Source organism: Paenibacillus sp. EB106-05-06-XG162, from assembly GCF_058791655.1.
Window position 1 is genome coordinate 17337 of record NZ_JBYTDT010000004.1, and the last position, 20057, is coordinate 37393.

Below are 20057 nucleotides of genomic sequence, written 5' to 3' on the forward strand. Positions count from 1 at the left end.
TTTGTAATAATCATAACGTGTGATGGTTCACTGTCAAGATGGGCACTATAGAACCGAAGCCTGTAAACCTGACTAAAGGAGACTATGTAATGATACGAAATCCATGGTACAAATCATTAGCTCTATGCTTCTTATTGATGGCGTTAGGCATGGGGATGTTCATGCCTCCATCCTACGCTGCCGCAACGATCGCTCAGCCCAATGAGTTACAGCCCGTCCAGCAGTTCGAGTTGAAATCAGAGAAAATTGTCAAGGTTGTTCCGAACAATGACGCCTTTCAGAAGGAAGCACTGTCTTGGCTGAATTCCGCAACAGGATTATCGACGCAGCTCAGCTTGGATGACAAATGCGGATCCATTTACAAAGTGCCGCTGAAGAAAGAAATTACCAAAGAGTTCAAAGGACTTACGTTTGTCGTGAGCGAAATATTCTTGATCTATTGCCCAACCAAAGATCCGCTTATCCTCGTCTTTAATAAAGAACGCAAACCTTTCTTGCTCACGTTCAGTGCAGATGTGAAGCCGTTCATTACCATGGTCGATAAAGCCCAGTAATGCCGCATCTCACCCTTGTCTCTCACTCTATACACCTTAGGTAAATCGTGCTAAATTAGGTGTATTGTACATCTCGAAGGATATGGAGTGAAGTAAGACATGTTAAAGACAGAGAAAAGCGAGCAGCCGGACAAACGCGATAACGCAGCATCGGTCCACATTGAACCCGCGAAGCGAATGCAAGGACTGCCCACCCAGTTCTTCGCGAATCTCGTGAAACGCGCGAATGCTAAAGCAGCAGAAGGCCATGATGTCATTAATTTAGGGCAAGGAAATCCTGATCAACCTACACCTACCCACATTGTATCGGCCTTGCAGGAAGCTGCTGCAAATCCGATGTATCATAAATACCCGCCATTTAGCGGATACAGCTTCTTGAAAGAAGCCATTGCAACAAGATACCGTGAAGATTACGGTGTCGAGCTCGACCCGGAGACGGAGGTTGCCATTCTATTCGGCGGCAAAACAGGCCTTGTCGAGATCAGTCAAATTCTTCTCAATCCCGGTGATGTGTGTCTCGTTCCTGACCCGGGATACCCTGATTATTGGTCCGGCGTTGCACTAGCAGGTGCTGAAATGGTATTCATGCCGCTCGTTGCGCACAATCAATTTCTTCCGGAATTCAGTGCAATCCCTGCAGAATCGCTGGAAAAAGCCAAATTGATGTTCTTAAATTATCCGAACAATCCTACCGGAGCCATCGCAGATGAAGCATTCTATACGAAGACCATCGAATTCGCTCGGCAGCACAATATCGTTGTAGCGAGTGATTTCGCCTATGGGGCGATCGGTTTCGACGGCAAAAAACCGAAGAGCTTCCTAGAATTACCAGGTGCCAAGGAAGTCGGCGTCGAATTCTATACACTATCCAAAACGTATAATATGGCAGGATGGCGCGTTGGCTTTGCACTTGGCAATTCGGAGGTCATCAAGCTAATTAATCTCATGCAGGACCATTATTATGTGAGTCTCTTCGGTGGTATTCAAGCGGCCGCAGCGACTGCCCTTACTGCTCCTCAGACTTGTGTGGAAGAGCTTGTCGCAACGTATGAAAGCCGTCGGAATGCACTTTACGATGCGCTAGATCGTATTGGCTGGAGAGCCGTGCGTACGCCTGCATCCTTCTTCTGCTGGCTGCCGGTTCCTGAAGGATATACATCTAGTTCATTCGCTGACCTGCTGCTCGAACAAGCGCATGTCGTCGTCGCACCTGGCATTGGTTTCGGTGAACATGGCGAAGGTTATGTCCGCGTTGGTCTTTTGGCATCAGAATCTCGGCTTGAAGAAGCGGTGGAACGGATCGGTCGACTTGGCCTTTTTTAGCGCCGAATTCGTCCCTTTACAAACCTCAATTTTCCATGTATCCTATTAGGAAATGAAGATCTAAACGTATTGACAGGACCAGTATGAAAGAGACGTGACGATAAGAGAGCAAGCTTCATCGGCTGTAAGAGCTTGCCGCCCACGCTTTCAGAACCCTATCCTCGAACGGTCGGCTGAAAAGCTGAACAGTGCCTTCTGTTACAAGGCGTTCAAGTTGGATGAGCAATTCATCAATTAAGGTGGTACCGCGGAAGCAGAAGCTTTCGTCCTTTATGTTTAAAGGACGAAAGCTTTTTTTGTCATATACAATGATTTTCAAATGAATAAGGATGTGATGAAATGCAGCGTATTGTAGTGAAGATTGGCAGCAGCTCCCTCACCTCCGACGAGGGTGGCCTGAATCGCTCAAAAGTCGACTTCTTCGCCAACGAGCTAGCAGCGCTCCGTGCGTCAGGTGCTCAGGTCTTACTCGTTACCTCAGGTGCCGTGGCCGCAGGGTTTCGACAAATCGGATATACAACGCGGCCCAAGCTGCTGCATGAGAAGCAAGCTGCTGCCGCTGTCGGGCAAGCACTGCTAATGCGTGCATACCAGGAAGCATTTGGTGTACAGCAGATCGGTGCAGCTCAAATTCTACTAACCCGATCGGACTTTAGCAATCGGCAGCGTATCCAGAATGCGCAAATGACGATTGAAGAGTTATTGAAGCAAGGGATCATCCCGATCATTAATGAGAATGACACCGTCTCCGTGGATGAGCTGAAGTTCGGCGACAACGATACATTATCAGCCTTGGTTGCGAACCTCGTTCGAGCAACAGGACTCATAATCATTACGGATACAGATGGTCTATATACCGCTGACCCTCGAAATAACCCCGATGCAGTGCGCATCGAGCGTGTTCAAGAGATCAACGAGGATATTATCGCAGGTGCCGGTGGCTCTGGATCTCTCGTAGGTACGGGCGGCATGCGCTCCAAGGTTGAAGCTGCGCGTATCGCGATGCGTGGCGGTGTGCCGGCATTTGTAGGTCGTGTTCTTGAGCCAGGGGACCTCGATATGGCTTCGCAGGGACACGGACGTGGAACGTATTTCGATACAAAGCTCCATTCGCTCTCCACGAAGAAACAGTGGCTAGGCTTCCATTCCACACCGAGCGGAAGAGTCTGTGTAGATGCAGGCGCCGAACAAGCCCTGTTAGCTGGAGGCAAAAGCCTGCTCCCCGTGGGTGTGCGAGAAGTGGATGGCGACTTTCATGCGGGTGATGTGATCGAAGTATATAATCTCCATAGCCAATTGGTGGGGCGCGGGGTCGTCAATTATTCAGCCGACCAAATGCGGAACGTCGCAGGGCTGAGCACCGATGAAGTACAGAAACGTATCGAGGTTCCTCGCATCGAAGTGATCCACCGAGATGAATGGATTTCATTGAAATGAACGAGGATAAACCATTAGGGAGGCTGAAGAATATGAGTGAAGTTCGGGAGAAATCGTCGTTAGCCAAAGGAACGCTAGTTACACTTAATCGTTTGACTGCAGCGGAGAAAAATGATGCTTTGATGAAAATGGCAGACGCGCTAGTCGAGGAGCAGCATTCGATTATTGCAGCGAACCAAGAAGATTTAGAGCGTGGTCGTGCGAATGGCACCAGCTCTTCGCTACTTGACCGACTCGCATTGAATGAATCCCGAATTTCGGGGATGGCGGAAGGGTTACGTCAAATTGTAGAACTGCCGGATCCCATCGGTGATGAACTCGAGCATATCGAGAGACCGAATGGACTGAAGATTGAGAAAATTCGAGTTCCGCTTGGCGTGATCGGGATCATCTACGAAGCGCGTCCCAATGTAACGGTCGATGCAGCAGGCCTCTGTCTTAAGACGGGAAATGCCGTCGTTCTGCGCGGTGGTTCATCTGCCATCAGCTCCAACAAACGTATCGTCGAGGTGTTGCAGCAAGCTCTTGCGAATTCAGCCATCCCAGTAGAAGCCCTTCAATTGATTGAAGATACAAATCGCGCATCCGTTGATGAAATGCTGAAGCTGAACGGACTGCTTGATGTCGTCATTCCTCGCGGCGGCGCCTCCTTGATTCAAAATGTCGTCCAGAACGCGACCGTTCCTGTGATCGAGACTGGCGCAGGCATCTGCCATACGTATCTAGACGCAACGGCGAAGCTTGACATGGCCGCGCCGATTGTGATCAACGCAAAAGTCCAACGTCCTTCCGTCTGTAACTCGATGGAAACCCTGCTCGTTCATGAAGATTTCGCTGGAGCTCATTTGAGCTCGATTGCGGAGCAATTGCGCAGCAACAACGTTGAATTACGTGGCTGTGAGCGTACAGCGCGTTATATCCAGCTTGATCAGAACGCTACGGCGCAAGACTATGCGACCGAATATAACGATTATATTTTGAACATTAAAGTGGTGAACAATCTCGATGAAGCATTGGAGCACATTCGTCAATTTGGAACCATGCATTCCGAATGTATCGTGACGGAGATTGCTGCACATGCAGAACGTTTCTTGCAAGAAGTTGATGCTGCTGCGGTCTACCATAATGCTTCCACACGATTCACGGATGGTTACGAATTCGGCTTCGGTGCCGAGATCGGCATTAGTACCCAGAAGCTACATGCGCGCGGTCCGATGGGCCTCCCTGCGTTGACGTCGACGAAATATCGGATTTACGGCACGGGCCAGATCCGATAAAAATATCGAGTTATGTTGTAATCGAAACTACTATTTTGAGAAGAATCAGGTGAAGTAGCTATGAAATCATCCATCGCAGGACAGAAAATTTGCTTCTATGGTGCAGGTTCGATTGCGGAAGCAATCGTTCGGGGCTTACTCGATAAAAATATCGCTGCCCCAGAGCAAATGACGCTGCTCAATCGGCAGAACCATGCACGTCTTCATGAGCTTGAAGCGCGCTATCACGTACAGACAACGAACGAACCCGCGGCAAAAGAGCAAGCTCTACGCGAAGCATCGATCATCGTACTTGCTATGAAACCAAAAGATGCAGCCGAGGCGTTAATGGAGATACGCCCACTCGTAAATCCGCAACAACTTATCATTTCAGTCATTGCTGGATTATCGATCGGAACCATGCAGGAGCTGCTCGAGTCTCATAATCCAATCGTGCGTACGATGCCAAATACGTCAAGTACGATTGGGCTTGGAGCAACGGGCATGTGCTTCTCAGCAAGCGTGAATGCGATCCAGCAACAGATCGCGTTAAATATGTTCAAAGCCATCGGCGTCGTCAGCATTGTTGAGGAGAAGCAGATGGATATCGTGACGGGTGTTTCTGGCAGCGGTCCTGCTTACGTCTATTATCTCATCGAATCGATGATCGAAGCCGGAATACAAGGTGGACTCTCGACCGAACAAGCTAGAAATTTAACCATACAAACGCTGATTGGCGCTGCACATATGGTACAATCAACAGGTGAAGACCCAGCTGAACTCAGACGGAAAGTGACTTCCCCGGGAGGAACTACGCAGGCAGCTATTGAAACACTACAGTCGTTCCATTTCACCGAAGCATTAATAACTGCCATACACCGTGCTGCGGATCGTGCAGGTGAGATGGGCGCTCTGATCGGGAGGAAATAAGGAAATGAGACACACATGCATCGCTACCTACCGCTGCTATGACGATAAAGCAGATTTCCATAAGAAAGCTGTATCCATCGCAGTCGGATTAACAGTCGGAAGCTGGACAGAGCTGCCTGAAGCGAAGAAAAAGGAAATGGAGCGTCATTTGGGACAAGTGGTCCAAGTGACAGAATATCCTGCAACAGAAAGTAACGAGCGATATGCGGATATCCAAATTGCTTATCCTGACGTTAACTTCAGTCGCGATATCCCTGCGTTATTGGTTACCGTATTCGGCAAGCTGTCGATGGACGGCAAGATCAAATTGATGGATTTGGATCTCTCAGAAGATTTCTTGTCCGTTTTCCCAGGTCCGAAATTCGGGATCGAAGGTATTCGCAGCCTACTCGGCGTTCATGACCGTCCTCTGCTCATGAGCATCTTCAAATCCGTGATCGGCCATGATCTCGATGGTTTACGGGAGCAGTTCTATCAGCAGGCGCTTGGCGGTGTCGATCTCATCAAAGATGACGAGATTCTATTCGAGAACCCTCTAACGCCAATTGAGCGGCGCGTGCAAGTCTGTATGGACGCAGCGAAGCAAGCTGAACAACAGACAGGCAAAAAACTGCTCTATGCTGTAAATTTAACGGGGCCCACTTCGAAGCTCGCGGTTCAAGCGCGCAAAGCCATTGATGCAGGCGCGAATGCGCTATTATTCAATGTGTTGTCCTATGGGTTCGACGTCCTGCATGAGTTAAGTTCAGATTCGTCGATTAACATTCCCATCGCTGCGCATCCAGCGCTGGCTGGAGCATTCTACCCATCTCAGCATTACGGGATTGCCGCTCCACTCTTACTCGGTAAGCTGTTGCGTATCGCCGGAGCCGATCTATCCCTCTTCCCTTCACCGTATGGCTCTGTCGTCATGCCAAAAGAAGAGAACATGGGCATTCGAGATGCGCTGCTAAGTGATAAGATATCACTCCGCACAACAATGCCTGTCCCTTCCGCGGGCATTCACCCGGGACTTGTACCCCTTATTCTGCGTGATTTCGGACGTGAAGTGGTGGTCAATGCTGGTGGTGGCGTTCACGGACATCCGCAAGGAGCAACAGCTGGCGGGCGCGCCTTCAATCAAGCGATTGATGCGACATTGCAAGGCATTTCGTTGCAGGAGTATGCCATAACCCATCCTGAACTCCATGCTGCGATTGATATCTGGGGGGTTAGATCATGATACAGTCCGGATCCAAACAACCTGTCGTCTTCTGTGATTTCGACGGTACAATAACAATCAATGATAATATCGTTGCGATCATCCAACATTTCGATCCACCCGGTTGGAAATCCATTGTGGATGATGTCATTGCGGAGCGTAAATCGGTTCGCGTCGGTGTCGGCGAGATGTTCCGATTGCTGCCCACTTCACAACGTGAAGAAATTACCCGCTTCGCCATCGACCAAGTTCAGATCCGTCCTGGCTTCGCTGAATTTCTTACGTTCTGCAAGGAGCAGCAAATCGAATTCTATGTCACAAGCGGTGGAATAGACTTCTTCATCTATCCGATCTTGGAGCGCTTCGATATTCCAAAGGAACGCATCTTCTGCAATACCAGCGATTTCACCGGCTCGCATATCGAAATTCTATGGCCTAATGCTTGTGATGATGTTTGCGACAATGATTGCGGCATGTGCAAAACGAAAATTATTCGTTCCTTCTCTAATGGCGAGTATGATCGATATATTATTGGCGATAGCATTACCGATTTTGCTGGAGCAAAATTGGTTGAACATGTCTATTCCCGCTCTCACCTCACGACGAAATGTGAGCAGCTTGGGTTAGCACATGTACCTTATAACGATTTCTATGACATTATCCGTCATATGGAAGCGATGAAAGTTGGTGCAGCATCATCATGACATTTGCAAAGATCCCATTAGAACAGAAGCAGCGCGTCTTGCATGAGCTGCGTGAGATTAAGACCCAGTTCGCAGCAAGAAATTGGTTCCCTGGCACAAGCGGCAACTTATCCATTCGTGTCGGTGAGCATACACCGGATGATTTCCATTTTGCGATTACCGCGAGCGGCAAAGATAAATCCGTGAATACACCAGAAGACTTCTTATTTGTGGATGCCGAAGGCAAACCTGCTGAAGCCACTAACCTTAAGCCAAGCGCTGAGACACTCATCCATTGTGAAATCTATCGGATGACAGGCTGCGGTGCGATTTTCCACGTACATACGGTATTCAATAATTTGGTCTCGGAGTTGTTCCATGAACGCGGATCCATCCCTGTGAAAGGCGTTGAATTGATCAAAGCCTTCAATATCTGGACAGAAGATGCGGAGATTGAGATTCCAATTGTACCGAATTTCGCGCATATTCCAAGCATTGTCCCTCATGTGACAGAGAAGCTCAATCCACAAATTCCTGGTATCATCTTACGTAATCACGGCATCTACGCCTGGGGTGCCAATGCATTCGAAGCGAAACGTCACCTCGAAGCGTTCGAATTCCTATTCGAATACGTCTACCGCTCAGAGCTACTTAAGCGTTAAGAAGACCAAATCCATACCATCACAAATAGGAGGGGGCCAGCAGCCCTCTTCTATTTTCTATTCAATCCTCAAAATCATATCCCTAGCCTTCCAACCTTCCCTGCACCGGGTAATTTCATTCCATATCGCTCACACAATAACGACGATGAATTGGCTGATCGAGACCCTCCAATTCATCCATCGAAGCACCATCCATGTTCATGAGATTGCTATATATTCGACATGCTTTTGATGAAAAGTAAGTTACGATTTTCACTTGACGAATGTTATGATGAGAATGATTTCGTGACAAAAATCACACATAACACAAGGCTAGGAGGAGCAATCATGTGGAAGCCCGATCGTTACAGCAGCCTTCCTATCTATCAACAAATTGCCGATGAAATCGAACGAAGAATATCTTACGGGGAGTTCCCACCAGGCAGCCTGCTTCCTTCCGAACGCAAATTAGCCGAGCAATTGGGAGTGAACCGAAGCACGGTTATTCTTGCTTATGCAGAGCTTCGTGCCCTCGGGATCATCGAGAGTCGTACGGGTAGCGGTACGAGGGTTAGTAAATATAAATGGAAAGCAACGCCGAAGCATACCCCGAACTGGCATCGGTATGTGGAAGGCGGCAATTTTTTGCCTAATTTACCTTTCTTACGTCGCATCCGGGAAGCACTTCAACAGGACAACACACTGATTGATTTTGCTAGTGGCGAATTGGGAGCAGATATTTCACCCGTGACAGAAATCAATATGCTCATGGCTGAGAACCATCATACCGAATATCTCGGTTACAACAACCCGCAAGGCTTCATTCCCCTGCGGGAAGCACTCGTCAGTTATCTAAGTCGATATCGGGGTATCCAGACGGCAGAATCTTCTATCCTCATTACATCCGGATCCCAGCAATCCTTGTATTTGATCACACAATGTCTGCTCACCCCTGGTGATGCCGTTGCGATTGAAGATCCATCATATAACTATTCGTTACCGATGTTCCAATCGGCAGGCCTTAGGTTGTTCCGACTTCCTGTTGATCAACATGGTGCCCGGCCTGAAGATGTGCGCACGCTTTATAAGAAGCATCGGATTAAGATGGTGTTCCTAAATCCGAACTTTCAGAATCCCACAGGTGTTCAACTGGCTCAAGAACGTAAAATCGAATTGCTCAATGTAGCAAGTGAACTCGGACTGCCCGTCGTAGAGGATGATCCATTCAGCTTGACAGCCTATGATGGCGTGCCCCCGATGCCGCTTAAATCGATGGACACCGTCGGTTCCGTGCTGTACATTGGCTCTTTCTCCAAAATCGCAGCTTCCGGGTTGCGCGTGGGATGGATGGTTGCTCCGCATTCGGTTGTTGAGCGGCTCGCCGATGCAAGGCAGCAGATGGATTACGGACTCAGTGTTGTTCCTCAGAAGGTTGCTGCGCAGTTCTTGAATTCTCCGTTATTCCAGCCCCATCTGGAACGATTGCGGATGAATCTCATGTATAAGCGGGATTTATTAATCGAAGCACTTCAGAAGGAGCTGCCAGACCTTGTCCAATTCTCTATTCCTCAAGGGGGCTTACATCTATGGTGCAAGATCATCCCCAAAGTGAATGATCATCGATTGTTGGAGGAAGCCATTCGACAAGGTATCATCTTCGTACCCGGCAGCGTCTACGGATCCGATTCAGGGTATGTTCGGTTCACTTATGCAAGACCACATACGGAAGATATTGTGCAAGGAATATCCAAGTTTGCTGCGGCACTTCGCAGTGTTCTTGGCTAAATGAAAAAGGTGAATGAGAGCTTGTCGCTAAGTACAAGTGCTTCATTCACCTTTTTTATTGTTGTTTATGTTACTCTTGCAACGCTTTGATGTCTTTCATAATCTGATCAAAAGGCGTATCTGTCATCCCATCGTACTTGGCAACGACCATACCTGCTTGATCGACCAAATAGAACGATGTACCGTGTATGACTTGATCCGATGCCATATCTTTGGCGATGGTCGCTCGAAATGATTTAAGAACAAATGTCTTTATTGATTCAAAATCGTAACCCGTCAATGCATGCCAATTCGAGAAATCAGCATTAAATTTCGATAGATAGTTTTTCAGTGCGGCAGGATCATCCCGCTCCGGATCAACGGAGAAAGAGATCAGTTCTGCCTCTACGCCTTCAGTCTTTAATCGCTTTTGCAATTCGGACATGTTGGCCGTCATCGTCGGACACACTGTTGAACAATAGGTAAATACAAAGTCTGCAACCCAAACCTTTCCTTGTAAATCAGCCAAAGCGACCGATTTTCCGTCCTGATTAATGAATTCAAAGGGTTGAACCTGCATATTCAGCTGTTTGGACTTGCCATTGCCGCACGCGGCGATAACAAGAATCATCAGACCAAATATCACGCCCAAGGCTGCTTTTTTCACCTTTATCCCCCCTTGCAGCTATTTATTTTTCGAGAGCCATTGGGTAAGCGCATCAATTTCCTCGTTGCTTAGCGATTTTTGGAACGCCGGCATGCCTCTTGCGCCATCATGTATGATCGTGTACAGCTGCTCTTGTGACAATTTGGAGCCAATCTCCTGTAAACTCGGTCCAACCCTCCCGCTTAGGTCGGCAGCATGGCAGGATAGACAAGATTTTTTGTACAACGCTACGGCATTCGCATCTTCAGGAGCTGTAGTTCCAACGTCCATCCCCTGCGAAGTATTACCTTGTCCGCATGCAGGAAGAACGAGTAAAGTCAACAAAATAAGAGATATTGTCATTTTTGCCTTCATTCCGATTCCTCCAACCTTCTGCATTAAAATGGACGCCCCGCCGTATCGACAATCATCATCAGAAATACAACCATCAAATAATTCACCGAAATCAGGAAGTTCGTTTTGGCCCATTTCTCCGTGTTCGTTGATGCAGCACCCTTTAACGTATGCCAAGTCCATACAATTCCTGCTGCCACAGAGACCGTGAGAAAGACAGTGCCTGCGTATCCGTACGAGTAAATCAATACGACTGTGGGAAGTAGTAGGACGACGTAAGGAATCATTTGCAGCTTTGTCCGCCTTACACCTTTATGGACGGGCAATAGCGGAAAACCTGCCGCCCGATATTCGTCCACCCTGCGAATCGCAAGCGACCAGAAATGAGCGGGCTGCCAAAGAAACAGCAGCGCGAATAAGAGTACGGCTCCGGCATCTATTTCATTCGTAAAGGCACAATAGCCGATGATCGGCGGCATCGCTCCCGATATGCCACCAATGGATGTGCTCCAAGTTGAAGTCCGCTTGAGCCACATCGTGTATACGACGATATAAACGAACATCCCAAGGACCCCGAGCCATCCGCACAGGACGTTCACTTTCATAAACAAGATCATTTCACCCAATATCCCTAGCAATAGGGCGTAAACCAGTACACTCCACTTATTCAAACGTCCCGTTGCTAATGGTCGATCCTTCGTTCGATCCATCCGCTGGTCCAGCTTCCAGTCCCATACATTATTCATGACGCACGAGGAGGCCATCGTGAGTACGGTGCCTAAGAGTACCCACAACAGGGCACCCCAATCCACCGTCCACTTCGATGCTAGCCAATACCCGCCAAACGCAGCAACGAGATTCAATTGAAGAATCCGCGGCTTCGTCAGCTCGATCCAATCTCTGATCATAGCGCGACCATATTGTACATCATGATCCACATGGAGCCGATGACGATAACCAGTAAAATAATCAAGCCTAGGATCAACGTCAGCAGGTTATACCGCGGCTTCTTCTCTTCGCGCAGATGCATAAAAAATATCAATTGAACAACGAGCTGCAATACAGCCGTTACCATCAGAATGATCGCGCTCGCCTTCCCAGCGAGCCAACCATTCATCACCACGGTAATCGGAATGATCGTGAGCAGGATCGAGAATACAAATCCAATGGTGTACGACTTTAAGGAGCCATGGTTCTCGTGCGCATGGGAAGGACTCATGTCATGCTGCATCTAGCTCACCCCCATCAAATAAACAATCGTAAAGACGAAAATCCAGACCACATCAAGGAAATGCCAGAACAAACTAATGACATTGACTTTACGTTTCGTAACCGGTGTAATCCCGCGCTTCGCAATCTGCATCATCAGTGCAATCATCCACACCAATCCAAGCAGGACGTGAAGTCCATGCGTGCCAACCAAGGTAAAGAATGCGGATAGGAATGCACTCGTACTGATCGTCGCTCCTTCATGCACCAGATGCGTAAATTCATTGATTTCCATGATGATAAAGGTCGCACCGAGTAATACGGTTGCCCCAAGCCAACCCAACAAGGCTTTCTTATTCCCCTTGTGCATCGCGAGCACCGCTAGACCGCTTGTATAGCTGCTCGTTAATAGAATGAAGGTACTTGCGATAATACCTCCCATTTGAAATAAGTCTTTCGGACCGGGTCCGCCGTTTGTGTTACCTTGCAGCACAATGTAGACAGCGAACAATGTGCCAAATATAATGACATCGGTCATCAGATAGATCCAGAAGCCGAAGGTGCGCATTTCTTCCATATCCGGATGGTCATGATGTTCCACATGAGACACCTGGTGACCGGTTAATCCGGAATCGTGTAATTGAGCCATTAGCTCGTAACCCCCCTTATCGCAGATTCTGTTCGCTTAATTTCTTCAACAGGGATGTAGTAATCCGTATCATAATTAAAGGAATGAACCAGCATACATGCCGCTACGCCTACAAGTCCGGGGATCGCTAACCAGAGCCAATCAAATATGAAGCCAAATCCGGTGAAGAACCAGAACATGGACATCACGATTGGGATTCCAGAGTTTTTCGGCATATGAATCGGTTCTATCTTCGCTGGTGCAGGAGCAGGATGTCCTTGCAATCTTCGCTGCTTCTCCTCCCACCACTCATCCTGAGATGTAACGTGAGGCAGGGTTGCGAAGTTATACACCGGCGCAGGTGAAGGAATTGACCATTCCAAGGTCCGTCCGTTCCATGGATCTCCCGTTTCATCTTTTCGTAGATGCTTCACGCTATATACGATTTGCCACACTTGGAACAAGAACGCTATACCCATGAGCCCCGCTCCAATGGTGGATACCAAGTTCATTTCCCACCAACCTTTGTCCCATCCATAGGTTACGACACGACGTGTCATCCCCATCAGTCCGAGCGCATACTGCGGCATGAAGCAGAGATAGAAGCCGATATTCCAGAACCAGAAGGCCCATTTGCCTATCCGCTCATTCAGCTTGAAGCCGAACAATTTAGGCCACCAATAATATAAGCCTGCGAAATATCCGAATACGACACCGCCAATGATGACTTGATGGAAATGCGCGACTAGGAAATAACTATTGTGGAACTGAAAATCAGCCGGAGCTACCGACAGTAGAACCCCTGTTAGTCCCCCTACGATAAAGCAAGGAATAAAGCCCATCGTCCACAGCATCGGGGTCTCGAAGGTAATTTTCCCGCGGAACATCGTAAAGAGCCAGTTGAACACCTTCACCCCTGTCGGGATTGCAATCAACATAGTCGTCAGTGCAAAGAAGGCATTCACATCCGCACCGGAACCCATCGTAAAGAAATGGTGCGCCCACACGAGGAACGACAAAATACTGATGATCATCATGGCATACACCATCGATTTATAACCAAACAGCTTCTTCTTCGCAAACGTAGATACGATCTCTGAGAAGATCCCGAAGGCAGGCAATACGATAATATATACCTCAGGGTGTCCCCACATCCAGATCAGGTTAATATACATCATCGGGTTTCCTCCGCCATCCAAGGTGAAGAAATGCGCACCTGCATAGCGGTCTAGGAATAGGAGTGCCAGTGTTGCCGTCAAAATCGGAAATGAAAATATGATCGCGATGCAGCTGGATAGTACCGACCAAGGAAACATCGGCATCTTCATTAATTTCATACCCGGTGCACGCATCTTCAGAATGGTGACGATAAAGTTAATCCCCGTCATCAGACTTCCGATCCCTGAGATCTGAATCCCCCAAATATAGAAGTCTTGTCCGACGCCTGGGTTATGCATAATGCCCGAATATGGCGGATAGGCCAGCCAACCCGCATCTGGTGAACCACCAATGACGAAGGATAAGTTAAACAGCATGGCGCCCGAGAAGAACAGCCAGAAACTCAGCGCATTCAGGAACGGATAGGCCACGTCGCGCGCACCGATCTGTAGCGGCACCATGACGTTGAACAATCCGAACATAAATGGCATCGCCATGAACAAAATCATGATTACGCCGTGCGTCGTGAAAATCTGATTATAGTGGTCCGGCGGCAGTAGGTTCATCTCTGGTGCGGCCAGCTGTGCACGCATTAGAAGCGCATCGACCCCACCGCGGAATAACATGATGAAGGCAGCTAAAATGTACATGATGCCAATCTTCTTATGATCGACAGTCGTTAGCCATTCCCGCCATAGCCAGCCCCATTTATTGAAGTACGTCAGTCCAATTACAATACCTAAGATGGTGATGACGATGCTAACATCTGCCCCATAAATTAACGGATCTCCCGTTACAAAAAACTCCGAGGCAAAGGTTTTCACTCTTTCCCACATGGATGATTCTCTCTCCTTACGTGTCGGATCAAAAATCCGTTATTCTTGTTTGTTAATCTTCTGAATGTCCTTCCAAGACAATCCATGGTTGTGCGAGGAGGCATACTTCGTCACTGTCATCTCGAACAATCCTTCCGGGAAAGCTGAGAACGTTCTGACATCCGATGCAGCAGGCTCAACCAGCTTCTTGTAACCGTCCAATGTCAATGCAGGCGATGACGCCTTCACCTCATTTACCCATGTGTTGAATGCTTCCTTCGAGGTCGATTTCACGTCAAAATACATTTTCGCGAAGTCCTTCCCGGTGAAGTTGGCACCTGATCCCCAAAAATCTCCCTGCTCATCCGCTTGCAAATGCAGTGTCATCGCCATGCCGGACATCGCATACATCTGACCGCCGAGCTGCGGAATCCAGAATGAATTCATGGGCGAATCGGCAGTGATCTCAAATCGAATCGGCACGTCTTCCGGAATCTGAATGTAATTGATCGTGGCAATGCCTTGCTCCGGATATTGGAACAACCATTTCCAGTCCAGCGAAGTCACCTGAATGGTCAGCGGTTTTTCTTCGGCTGCTAGCGGCTTGGATGGTTCCAGCGCATATGTGTATTTCACGGTAATAACCGCTAGAATGGAAATAATGATGATCGGTATCCCCCACCAGATCACTTCCAGCTTCGTGCTATGCTCCCAGTTCGGCGTGTACTTCGAGGTTCTTCCTTTTCGATCCCGATATCGCCATACAATAATCGCGAACAAAATCAGTACAGGTACGATGACAATACATGTCAATAGCAACGAAATGATCATTAAATCGCGCTGTTGTTCGGCAATGGGCCCTTTCGGATTCAGGACAATCATTTTCTCCGTGCATCCAGTGGCCGTAAGCAGCAGGATCAGCAGCATCGATAATGAAGCGAACCAGCGGCGTGCTTTAGGTAATTTCATGTTTGCGGCTCCTTTCGATTTGCATAAGTACGTTATAGCCACGTCTTACGATAAGAGGGAATGTGATAAATGTCACCAACCACTACAAGAGCCGTTGAACCAACCATGTTCAAGGTTTCGAAACAAATCAGGGCCTAATATCAGCAAAAAAAAGAGCTCTTCATTCAAAATGAAGAACTCTCTTGATTTATCGTATACGATGTTTCCAAGACCGAGTGGCGATATCTGTAAGAATGCAGAACAAAGCCGTGGCCAGCACATTGTGGAGCAGACTTGCAAATAGATACACATCTTCATTGTTGATCGTCGCATTAAGCAGTCCTCCGCTTAAAATTTGCGCCAACACGAAAATAAGTGCATACATCCCAGCCCTTCTCATGACGGAATGCTGTCCTCCCGATTCACTTCGGCGAACGAGAACATAGAATGCGGCGATGAGCAGGAATAAAATCGCTGCAGCAACACGGTGGAGGAAGACAATCCCTGAAGCACCCTCCAAATAGGGAATGACTTGCCCGTTACATAACGGCCAGCCCATACATCCCGCTTCCACATCCATATGCCGAATGTACGCCCCAAGATAGACAACAACATAACAAAAGATCCATATCCCCCAAGACATCAGATAAATCGATCTCGGCATCGTCACGAAGACATCTGAGTCGCCAGCCCGTTCCTGCCGCCTTATCCAGACGACCAGCAGCATGCTACTAGAAACAGCGAGCAATGAGATCCCGAAGTGCAGTGCCATTACAGCTGGCTGCTGAGGCCAAATGACCGCTGCCGCTCCCATGATCGCCTGGATCACGGTGAACAACAGCGTACCGCCAGCATAGATTAAGGCTTCGGTATGATGCTTCAGGTAACGCCATGTATATATAAATGTGATGAGGACAAGGATCCCCACAATTCCCGTCACCATACGATGGGAATACTCAATCATAGACTCTAGCGTATAAGCAGGTACAAATTTTCCATTACACAAAGGCCAATCATCACCACAGCCTCGGCCAGAACCTGTCTTCGTCACCAATGCTCCTGCTAGCAGCACGAGGAACATCCCAATAAATGTCGACCAAGCTAACCATCGATAACGGGAAGATATCATATGATTCCCCCTCTTCCGTCGACAGTATGATGCTCGAATACCCTCAATAGCATTGTCTCGTTGTCATTCATGTTGGTTCTACTTCCTTTCACAAACGATTGCTTATTGCTTCCTGATCGTATCGGATCAGGGAATGATCGTAACCATCCACTCCATCGTTTTCTTCACCAACCAATGGGCAATAAAATCGAAGCGCATATCAAAAATCCCCCTAGACCAAGAGTCAAGGGGGATCTCATTTCTATTCTGCCTTATACGTTCCGCAATTCTGGTATAAGCGCAATGTCCGGCTTGCCTTGCAGCGCATGGACTAGATTTCTGGCTGCTAGACTTGCCATTTCAAGACGTGTCGCCGCTGTGGCAGATCCGATATGTGGCAAGGTTACGACATTCGTAAGCGTAAGCAGCGGGTGCGCTGGATCGATCGGTTCCTGAGCATACACATCGAGTCCAGCTGCGAATATTTTACGCTGCACGAGCGCATCGTACAAGGCGGATTCGTCGACGATTGGACCGCGTGCGACATTCACGAATACGGCAGTCCGCTTCATGAGATCGAACTCGCGCGCACCGATCAACCCTCTCGTCTCCGGCGTCAAGGGCAGCATAAGTAGCACATAATCCGAGGTCGCAAGCAGCTCGTCCAATCCTGCATATGTGACACCCAGCTTCTCTTCGATGTCCGGCTTCCGATTCCGATTATAATACTGTACATTCATCTCAAATCCGAACCTGGCACGTCTAGCAATCGCTTCACCGATCCGCCCCATCCCAATAATGCCAAGCGTGGTATGGTGAATATCGAGTCCATATAATTCTTCTTCCTGCCCCTTCTCCCATTTGCCTTCTCGTACCCATTCATGCAGCTCCGTGACACGTCGACCAGCAGCTAGAATCAATGCAAACGCCAGATCAGCAACCGTCTCATCGAGTACATAAGGCGTATGCATCGCCAGAATTCCACGGGCAATAATGGGATCAAGCCGCAAGTTGTTGTAGCCTACGGCAATATTCGAGATCGCTCGCAGGTGCGGTGCAGCCTCGATCACTTCGGCCGTAACCGGCGTCCCACTCAATAACAATCCTTCAGCATCGCCAATTTCATGAACTAATTGATCTTTCGTAATGGATTCTTCCCCTGTCCAATATCGAACCTCGCAATGTGTCTCCAAATATTGCGCTACTTCACTTGGAACCGGTCGTGCGACATAAATATTCGGTTTCATATTCTGCCCCCTCCATGATCTGTATACCTGTTATCATCATAATCCATCCCTATGCAAAAAAACAGCCTGAACCACATGATCCATGTGACTCAGACTGTCTCTTAATTCCCTCGTGCTCCGCGGAATTTCTGTGCATAGGCTCTTGCATCCTCTGCTGTTCGGACGCGGTTACGCATCCATTCAAGCAAGATACGGTCGATATAACGGAAGTGAACCTTCCCTGCGAATACCGCTTCTTTCAGTGCCAATAAGATGAGTTCCTCAGGATACTGATCTTGATCAAGCCATCCCGAGATCGTCTCACACTCCATCGGCGACAGCGGACGGCCGAATTCGCGTTCGAAAATAATGAAGAGATTACTCTCTTCACTCTCCCCTGCTGCAAAAGCTGTACCGCTTCCTTGAGATTTGCCGCTTCGCTGTTCTTGCTTCCGTTCTTCCTTTACATCATCGGATAAAAGCTGTCCCAGCTTCTCATAAATTCCTGAAAGGTTGTAACGCTCATATTGAATCCCCGTCTGCGGATCGAATTCTTCATCAATCGATAAGTATTTCTCGCGCATGAGCTTCTGTATGGCTTTGATGACTGTATCCGGTGAAGCGCCCAAGCGATCCTGCAATTCTTCAATCGTCGGAAATGCATTCTGCTCCATTTGCTGGAACCCAGTTAATTGAAGAATGAGCATCATTTCCGTGTCACTGAGCTTCATGCGGCGATAATATCGAAGAAGCGCGTATGGAAAGTGAATCGTACCCACTTCCATACCCATCGTAATCCCCTTGGCAAATGCCCGCCATGCATCATTACTCATGTCAGCTCACCTCCATCCCCTCATCATATCATCGATTGAGGCTTATGGATACAAACGATAGAGCATCCGTGGGAACGGAATCGTCTCCCGAACATGATCTAATCCGCAAATCCATGCGACTGTACGCTCAAGCCCAAGACCGAAGCCGGAATGAGGTACCGTACCATATTTGCGAAGATCCAGGTACCATTGATACGCTTCTGTAGAAAGCTCATGCTCGGTGAAGCGCTCTTCGAGTAATGCAGGATCGTCGATACGCTGCGAACCGCCAATAATCTCACCATAACCTTCTGGTGCGATCATATCGGCACATAGTACAACATCCGGATTGCTCGGATCTGGTTTCATATAGAATGCTTTGATCTTCGTTGGGTAATGCGTGATGAATACCGGTGTCTCATATTTCTCCGCAATGGCTGTCTCGTGCGGCGCACCGAAATCTTCACCCCAAGGAATATCATGACCTTGTTCATTCAAGAATTTAATAGCATCATCATACGTGATGCGCGGGAATGGTCCAACGATTTTCTCCAATTTGGAAATATCGCGGCCAATCGTCTCAAGCTCGCTGCGGCAGTTATCCAGAACGGATTTCACCACATAAGCAATGAACGACTCTTGCACACGCAAGTTCTCTTCATGATCTACGAACGCCATCTCTGGCTCGATCATCCAGAACTCGATCAAGTGACGGCGTGTCTTCGATTTCTCCGCACGGAACGTTGGTCCGAAGGAGTAAACTTTACCAAGGGCCATCGCTGCAGCTTCCATATAGAGCTGACCGCTTTGTGTCAGATACGCATCCTCGTCGAAATATTTCGTATGGAACAAGTTCGTAGTACCTTCACAGGAAGAAGGTGTAAGAATCGGCGGATCGACGAGCGTAAATCCGTTATTATCGAAGAAATCTTGGATCGCTTTAATAATTTGCGAACGAATTACCAGAATGGCGCGCTGTTTCGGCGCACGAAGCCATAGGTGGCGATGATCCATCAAGAAATCGATGCCATGCTCTTTTGGCGTAATCGGGTAGTTCTCCGTAATATGAATCACTTCAATACCCGTTACCGTCATTTCGTAGCCGGACTGACTGCGAGGCTCTTCACGAATTTCACCCGTTACATACAGAGAGCTCTCTTGCGTTAAGCTTTTCGCCGCATCCCATACCTCTTCAGGCACTTCACTACGAACGACAACCCCTTGAATGTAGCCTGTGCCGTCACGCAATTGCAGGAATTGAATTTTACCGCTTGAACGCTTATTGTGCACCCAGCAGCCGATTTTAACAGGCTGTCCGACGTGCTGACTTACTTGACGAATGACAGTTTGTGCAGCCATCCTAA

Annotated in this window: 20 protein-coding genes and 1 other annotated feature; of the genes, 9 read left to right on the forward strand and 11 right to left on the reverse strand. The window is 48.3% G+C overall.

Features of this window, described 5'->3' with window-relative positions; translation table 11 throughout:
- The first annotated feature begins 89 nt into the window (after window positions 1-89).
- The 9 genes from AC3WU2_RS11135 to pdxR all read left to right on the forward strand — a co-directional run bounded on the left by AC3WU2_RS11135 (window position 90) and on the right by pdxR (window position 9810).
- Window positions 90-554, forward strand: a complete 465-nt coding sequence (locus AC3WU2_RS11135; RefSeq protein ID WP_379348082.1) for a hypothetical protein — start codon at window positions 90-92, stop codon at window positions 552-554.
- 99 nt (window positions 555-653) lie between these two features.
- Window positions 654-1877 (forward strand): pyridoxal phosphate-dependent aminotransferase, encoded by a 1224-nt coding sequence (locus AC3WU2_RS11140; RefSeq protein ID WP_492454080.1) that lies wholly within the window; start codon window positions 654-656, stop codon window positions 1875-1877.
- A 60-nt stretch (window positions 1878-1937) separates the two neighbouring features.
- Window positions 1938-2151: a binding site (T-box leader), on the forward strand.
- A 65-nt stretch (window positions 2152-2216) separates the two neighbouring features.
- Window positions 2217-3314, forward strand: coding sequence for a glutamate 5-kinase (gene proB / locus AC3WU2_RS11145; RefSeq protein ID WP_492454082.1), 1098 nt, complete (start codon window positions 2217-2219; stop codon window positions 3312-3314).
- Window positions 3315-3346: 32 nt separating this feature from the next.
- On the forward strand, window positions 3347-4591 hold the full coding sequence (locus tag AC3WU2_RS11150) for a glutamate-5-semialdehyde dehydrogenase (protein ID WP_492454084.1): 1245 nt from the start codon (window positions 3347-3349) through the stop codon (window positions 4589-4591).
- 60 nt (window positions 4592-4651) lie between these two features.
- Window positions 4652-5500: a pyrroline-5-carboxylate reductase gene (gene proC, locus AC3WU2_RS11155; RefSeq protein ID WP_492454086.1), complete on the forward strand. Its 849-nt coding sequence runs from the start codon at window positions 4652-4654 to the stop codon at window positions 5498-5500.
- 4 nt (window positions 5501-5504) lie between these two features.
- A complete protein-coding gene (locus AC3WU2_RS11160; protein WP_492454088.1) occupies window positions 5505-6722 on the forward strand; it encodes a 2,3-diketo-5-methylthiopentyl-1-phosphate enolase in 1218 nt (405 codons plus the stop codon).
- A complete protein-coding gene (locus AC3WU2_RS11165) occupies window positions 6719-7405 on the forward strand; it encodes a 2-hydroxy-3-keto-5-methylthiopentenyl-1-phosphate phosphatase (RefSeq protein WP_492454090.1) in 687 nt (228 codons plus the stop codon). Before AC3WU2_RS11160 ends, AC3WU2_RS11165 begins: the two co-directional genes overlap by 4 nt.
- Window positions 7402-8046: a methylthioribulose 1-phosphate dehydratase gene (locus tag AC3WU2_RS11170; RefSeq protein ID WP_492454092.1), complete on the forward strand. Its 645-nt coding sequence runs from the start codon at window positions 7402-7404 to the stop codon at window positions 8044-8046. Before AC3WU2_RS11165 ends, AC3WU2_RS11170 begins: the two co-directional genes overlap by 4 nt.
- A gap of 327 nt (window positions 8047-8373) precedes the next feature.
- Complete coding sequence (pdxR, locus tag AC3WU2_RS11175) at window positions 8374-9810, forward strand: MocR-like pyridoxine biosynthesis transcription factor PdxR (protein WP_492454094.1); 1437 nt, start codon at window positions 8374-8376, stop codon at window positions 9808-9810.
- Window positions 9811-9880: 70 nt separating this feature from the next.
- Here pdxR and AC3WU2_RS11180 read toward each other — a convergent pair whose 3' ends face one another.
- The 11 genes from AC3WU2_RS11180 to asnS all read right to left on the reverse strand — a co-directional run bounded on the left by AC3WU2_RS11180 (window position 9881) and on the right by asnS (window position 20052).
- Window positions 9881-10456, reverse strand: coding sequence for an SCO family protein (locus AC3WU2_RS11180; protein ID WP_492454096.1), 576 nt, complete (start codon window positions 10454-10456; stop codon window positions 9881-9883).
- Window positions 10457-10474: 18 nt separating this feature from the next.
- The gene (locus AC3WU2_RS11185) at window positions 10475-10810 is read right to left on the reverse strand and encodes a c-type cytochrome (protein ID WP_492454098.1); all 336 of its coding nucleotides are present in this window, start codon (window positions 10808-10810) and stop codon (window positions 10475-10477) included.
- A gap of 23 nt (window positions 10811-10833) precedes the next feature.
- Window positions 10834-11697 carry a heme o synthase gene (cyoE, locus tag AC3WU2_RS11190; RefSeq protein WP_492454100.1) on the reverse strand — a complete coding sequence of 288 codons (864 nt, stop codon included), beginning with the start codon at window positions 11695-11697 and terminating at the stop codon, window positions 10834-10836.
- Window positions 11694-12020, reverse strand: a complete 327-nt coding sequence (gene cyoD, locus AC3WU2_RS11195) for a cytochrome o ubiquinol oxidase subunit IV (protein ID WP_492454102.1) — start codon at window positions 12018-12020, stop codon at window positions 11694-11696. Before cyoD ends, cyoE begins: the two co-directional genes overlap by 4 nt.
- A complete protein-coding gene (gene cyoC, locus AC3WU2_RS11200) occupies window positions 12021-12647 on the reverse strand; it encodes a cytochrome o ubiquinol oxidase subunit III (protein WP_492454104.1) in 627 nt (208 codons plus the stop codon).
- Window positions 12647-14620, reverse strand: coding sequence for a cbb3-type cytochrome c oxidase subunit I (locus tag AC3WU2_RS11205; RefSeq protein ID WP_492454106.1), 1974 nt, complete (start codon window positions 14618-14620; stop codon window positions 12647-12649). Before AC3WU2_RS11205 ends, cyoC begins: the two co-directional genes overlap by 1 nt.
- A gap of 39 nt (window positions 14621-14659) precedes the next feature.
- Window positions 14660-15568, reverse strand: a complete 909-nt coding sequence (gene cyoA / locus AC3WU2_RS11210; protein ID WP_492454108.1) for a ubiquinol oxidase subunit II — start codon at window positions 15566-15568, stop codon at window positions 14660-14662.
- A gap of 187 nt (window positions 15569-15755) precedes the next feature.
- Window positions 15756-16676 carry a COX15/CtaA family protein gene (locus AC3WU2_RS11215; RefSeq protein ID WP_492454110.1) on the reverse strand — a complete coding sequence of 307 codons (921 nt, stop codon included), beginning with the start codon at window positions 16674-16676 and terminating at the stop codon, window positions 15756-15758.
- A 251-nt stretch (window positions 16677-16927) separates the two neighbouring features.
- Entirely contained in the window at window positions 16928-17902 is a 975-nt protein-coding gene (locus AC3WU2_RS11220; protein WP_492454112.1) for a 2-hydroxyacid dehydrogenase, read from the reverse strand.
- A gap of 101 nt (window positions 17903-18003) precedes the next feature.
- A complete protein-coding gene (locus AC3WU2_RS11225) occupies window positions 18004-18714 on the reverse strand; it encodes a DnaD domain protein (protein ID WP_492454114.1) in 711 nt (236 codons plus the stop codon).
- A gap of 42 nt (window positions 18715-18756) precedes the next feature.
- Window positions 18757-20052, reverse strand: coding sequence for an asparagine--tRNA ligase (gene asnS, locus AC3WU2_RS11230; protein ID WP_018755365.1), 1296 nt, complete (start codon window positions 20050-20052; stop codon window positions 18757-18759).
- Between the last annotated feature and the right edge of the window lie 5 nt (window positions 20053-20057).

Coding starts and splice junctions, on each gene's coding strand:
- AC3WU2_RS11160 (WP_492454088.1), top strand. CDS start 5,505: ATGAGACACACATGCATCGCTACCTACCGCTGCTATGACGATAAAGCA.
- AC3WU2_RS11215 (WP_492454110.1), bottom strand. CDS start 16,676: ATGATATCTTCCCGTTATCGATGGTTAGCTTGGTCGACATTTATTGGG.
- AC3WU2_RS11205 (WP_492454106.1), bottom strand. CDS start 14,620: ATGTGGGAAAGAGTGAAAACCTTTGCCTCGGAGTTTTTTGTAACGGGA.
- AC3WU2_RS11185 (WP_492454098.1), bottom strand. CDS start 10,810: ATGAAGGCAAAAATGACAATATCTCTTATTTTGTTGACTTTACTCGTT.
- AC3WU2_RS11150 (WP_492454084.1), top strand. CDS start 3,347: ATGAGTGAAGTTCGGGAGAAATCGTCGTTAGCCAAAGGAACGCTAGTT.
- proC (WP_492454086.1), top strand. CDS start 4,652: ATGAAATCATCCATCGCAGGACAGAAAATTTGCTTCTATGGTGCAGGT.
- AC3WU2_RS11165 (WP_492454090.1), top strand. CDS start 6,719: ATGATACAGTCCGGATCCAAACAACCTGTCGTCTTCTGTGATTTCGAC.
- cyoA (WP_492454108.1), bottom strand. CDS start 15,568: ATGAAATTACCTAAAGCACGCCGCTGGTTCGCTTCATTATCGATGCTG.
- AC3WU2_RS11220 (WP_492454112.1), bottom strand. CDS start 17,902: ATGAAACCGAATATTTATGTCGCACGACCGGTTCCAAGTGAAGTAGCG.
- pdxR (WP_492454094.1), top strand. CDS start 8,374: ATGTGGAAGCCCGATCGTTACAGCAGCCTTCCTATCTATCAACAAATT.
- AC3WU2_RS11170 (WP_492454092.1), top strand. CDS start 7,402: ATGACATTTGCAAAGATCCCATTAGAACAGAAGCAGCGCGTCTTGCAT.
- asnS (WP_018755365.1), bottom strand. CDS start 20,052: ATGGCTGCACAAACTGTCATTCGTCAAGTAAGTCAGCACGTCGGACAG.
- AC3WU2_RS11140 (WP_492454080.1), top strand. CDS start 654: ATGTTAAAGACAGAGAAAAGCGAGCAGCCGGACAAACGCGATAACGCA.
- cyoE (WP_492454100.1), bottom strand. CDS start 11,697: ATGATCAGAGATTGGATCGAGCTGACGAAGCCGCGGATTCTTCAATTG.
- proB (WP_492454082.1), top strand. CDS start 2,217: ATGCAGCGTATTGTAGTGAAGATTGGCAGCAGCTCCCTCACCTCCGAC.
- AC3WU2_RS11135 (WP_379348082.1), top strand. CDS start 90: ATGATACGAAATCCATGGTACAAATCATTAGCTCTATGCTTCTTATTG.
- AC3WU2_RS11225 (WP_492454114.1), bottom strand. CDS start 18,714: ATGAGTAATGATGCATGGCGGGCATTTGCCAAGGGGATTACGATGGGT.
- cyoD (WP_492454102.1), bottom strand. CDS start 12,020: ATGCAGCATGACATGAGTCCTTCCCATGCGCACGAGAACCATGGCTCC.
- cyoC (WP_492454104.1), bottom strand. CDS start 12,647: ATGGCTCAATTACACGATTCCGGATTAACCGGTCACCAGGTGTCTCAT.